Here is a 3150-nt window from a genome sequence, read left to right as displayed (position 1 = left end):
ACTCCGGCGAGTTGAGGACGGCGGGGTCGGTGGTGGCGGCGGCCCATCCGTGGCGTGCCACACTTCCTGTCCCGCCTCGCCGTCGCCGGCACCGCCACCGTGCTCGCCGCCGGACTGATCACCCCGACCACCGCCCAGGCCGCCGCCCGGCCCGGCGACCGCGCCGCCGCACTGCGGTGGACGGCCCTCGGCGACTCCTACACCGCCGGGGTCATCGTGGCCACCGGCGACGAGACCGAACCGCGCGACGGCTGCGCCCGCACCGTCGACTCCTATCCCGAGATCCTCCGCCGCGACCTCGGCTCCCTGGTCGCCCTGCGCAACGTCAGCTGCAGCGGCGCCACCACCGGCAGCGTCGACACCGGCGCGCAGTCCCCGCTCGGCCGGCCGCTCCCGCCGCTCGGCACCGACCCCAACGGCCCCTACCCGTCCGTCCCGCCGCAGATCGACGCCGTCGACCCGGCCACCGACCTGGTCACCGTCGGGATCGGCGGCAACGACCTCGGCTTCGCCGAGATCCTCAAGAGCTGCATCGAACTCGGCGCCGTCCAGCTCGGCCGGGGCACGCCCTGCAAGAACAAGTTCGACGCGAGCCTGCCCGACCGCCTGAACCGGCTGCGCGGCGACTACGCCCGGATGCTGACCGCGCTGCACGCCAAGGCCCCGTCCGCCAGGGTCCTCACCGTCGGCTACCCGCACCTCGTCCCCGAGGACGCCGCCCTCTGCCAGTACGGCAACCCCCTGCAGTTCGGCACCTTCACCACCGGCGACCTCGCCTGGGCCCGCACCGCGCTCCTGGAGCCGCTCAACACGCTCATCGCCCAGGACACCGCCGCCCGCGGCGACACCTTCGTGAACCTCTACCCCGCCAGCGCCGGCCACAGCGTCTGCGACGCCGACCACTGGCTGGACGGCGTGCTGACCAGCGTCATCCCCCTCGAATACGCCGTGGTGCATCCCAACGCCCTCGGCCAGGCCCACACCGCCGCCCTGGTCGAGGACGCCCTCCTCGCCGGCTGACCCGTCCCGCGACGCGGCCCCCGACGACCGGCCCGACGGGCGGGACCACCGAAAACCGGTGGCCCGCCCGCCCGTCGGGGATCATCCTGGTCCGATGCCCATCGACATCCGCGAGGCCACCCCCGAGGACTGGCCCGCCATCTGGCCGTTCTTCCACGCCGTCGTCGCCGCCGGCGAGACCTTCCCCTACCCCCTGGACATGTCCTCCGAGCTGGGCCGGGAGTGGTGGATGCTCGCCGCCCCGAACCGCACGGTGGTCGCGGTGGACGAGGACGGACGGGTCCTCGGCACCGCCACCATGAACCGCAACCGCCCCGGCAACGGCTCGCATGTGGCCAGCGCCAGCTACATGGTCGACCCGGCCCACCACGGCGAGGGAATCGGTCGGGCCCTGGTCGAGTACACCCTCGACTGGGCCCGCCGGGCCGGCTTCCGCGCCATGCAGTACAACGCGGTGGTCGCCAGCAACCACCACGCCGTGAAGCTCTACCAATCGCTCGGCTTCGAGATCGTCGGCACCGTCCCCGAGGCCTTCCTCCACCCGGTGGACGGCTACGTCGGCCTGCACGTCATGCACCGGCCGCTGTAACCGTCCTACTCCTCGATCGCCCCGCCGACCCGCCGCAGGTGCTGCCGGAAGCTGTACGCCGGGTCCGCGGCGCGGCGCCGCAGGTACTCGTCGAAGGCGGTCTGCCGCCGCAGCGTGTCCCCGGCCGCGATCCGCCCGGCCTGCGCGCGCTCGGTCCGGGCGATCGCGCCGGCCGTCCCCAGCACCTCGGCGACCCGGTCGGCGGGCACGAACAGCACCCCGTCCGCGTCGGCGAACACCACGTCCTCGGCGCTCACCGGGTGCGGGCCGAACTTCGCCGTCAGCAGCGCCTCCGGCTCCCGGCCGTCCAGCCGCACCGGGCCGAGCGGCAGTGCCCCGTAACTGAAGACCGGCAGCCCGATCTCCAGCAGCTCGGGCGTGTCCCGGTGCAGCCCCCACACCACGATCCCGGCCACCCCGGCGGCCCGCGCCTCCAGCACCGCGAGGTCCCCGATGCAGGCCTCGTCGGTCCGCCCGCCGTTGTCGACCACCAGCACGTCCCCGTCCCGGGCCGCGCCGTACGCCTCCAGGAACACGTCCACGCTCCCGTAGTGCCGCACCGGCAGCACCCGCCCCGCCCCTTGCTGCGCCGGGCGTTCGCCACCGCGATCAAGGCCCTGCACGAGCTGGCCGAGCAGGCCGCCGTGCCGGGCCGGCCGGTGGTGACCGCGGTGAGGGCGCTGTCGGCTGGGGGATGGCTGCCGGAGCCGACCGGCCAGGCCCGGTACGTCGCCGTGCTCGCCGTCACCGCGCACCCGCCGACCGCCTGACGCGGGCATTGCGCGAGTTGTGCGACAGCCCCACGCGCGGCGCCGGCGCGACGCTACTGCCCGCAGCGGCCTACGGTCCGGCTCGGCCCTGGCGCCCACGTCAAGGAGGATCGGTGCCCGCGGAGAGCATGTTCGTTGCGCAGATGGCGCGCCTGTACCTGGCGGTGCCGGGTGCGGTCGCGCCTGCGGACCCGGTGGCGGCGATGCCGTCCGGGTGGAAGGAAGCCGGGCTGTTCAAGCCGGGTTCGTTGGAGTGGAACACCGACCCGAAGTTCGAAGACCTCAAGTCTCATCAGTTGAGGTATGCGGCGCGCACCATCCAGACCGAGGACGCCGCAACCATCAAGGTCGAGCTTCAGGAGTGGAACGCCAGCAACCTCGTCGCGGTGTACGGCGGCGGCGAGGTCACGACCGTCACCCAGGGCGGCAAGACGTTCTACCGGTTCAACCCGCCGAAGGTGGGTGGGCGCAAGCAGTTCGCGGCGGTGGTCGAGCTGATCGACGGCGCGAAGCACTACCGGCGGGTCGTGCCGCTGTGCGAGCAGGTCGCGTCGGTGAACCAGAAGTTCCCTAACGACGCCGAGTCGACGTTGCCGCTGGAGCTCAAGGTGATTGGGGGCGAGGCCGGTGACCCCTGGTACGACCTGACCGACGACCCGGGCTTCGCCCCGGCAGCGGCGTGAACTTCCCCTGGTAGTAGGCGGTCTGGTGCTGTGCCCATCCGCAGCCCGTGCGCCTACTGTGGATCACGTCGGGCAGCTCTCTCCCCCC

5 protein-coding genes are annotated in these 3150 nt (G+C 73.3%); 4 read left to right on the top strand and 1 reads right to left on the bottom strand.

What is annotated here, in order from left to right; genetic code table 11:
- Positions 1 to 54 precede the first annotated feature (54 nt).
- A complete protein-coding gene (locus ACIQOV_RS34465) occupies positions 55 to 1020 on the top strand; it encodes an SGNH/GDSL hydrolase family protein (protein ID WP_401054766.1) in 966 nt (321 codons plus the stop codon).
- Positions 1021 to 1120: 100 nt separating this feature from the next.
- Complete coding sequence (locus tag ACIQOV_RS34460; RefSeq protein ID WP_401054768.1) at positions 1121 to 1609, top strand: GNAT family N-acetyltransferase; 489 nt, start codon at positions 1121 to 1123, stop codon at positions 1607 to 1609.
- Positions 1610 to 1614: 5 nt separating this feature from the next.
- Here ACIQOV_RS34460 and ACIQOV_RS34455 read toward each other — a convergent pair whose 3' ends face one another.
- Entirely contained in the window at positions 1615 to 2169 is a 555-nt protein-coding gene (locus ACIQOV_RS34455) for an RraA family protein (RefSeq protein ID WP_401054764.1), read from the bottom strand.
- Between ACIQOV_RS34455 and ACIQOV_RS34450 the strand changes: the two genes are divergently transcribed.
- Together ACIQOV_RS34450 and ACIQOV_RS34445 are read left to right on the top strand one after the other, a co-directional pair.
- Positions 2161 to 2379, top strand: coding sequence for a hypothetical protein (locus tag ACIQOV_RS34450; RefSeq protein ID WP_401054762.1), 219 nt, complete (start codon positions 2161 to 2163; stop codon positions 2377 to 2379). The genes ACIQOV_RS34455 and ACIQOV_RS34450 overlap by 9 nt on opposite strands.
- Positions 2380 to 2492: 113 nt before the next feature.
- A complete protein-coding gene (locus tag ACIQOV_RS34445) occupies positions 2493 to 3062 on the top strand; it encodes a hypothetical protein (RefSeq protein ID WP_401054760.1) in 570 nt (189 codons plus the stop codon).
- Positions 3063 to 3150: the final 88 nt, after the last annotated feature.

The sequence above is a fragment of the Kitasatospora sp. NPDC091257 genome (assembly GCF_044757675.1).
In the GTDB taxonomy this organism is placed as follows: Bacteria; Actinomycetota; Actinomycetes; order Streptomycetales; family Streptomycetaceae; genus Kitasatospora; species Kitasatospora lactacystinica.
This window is presented reverse-complemented; position numbering and strand designations above follow the sequence as displayed.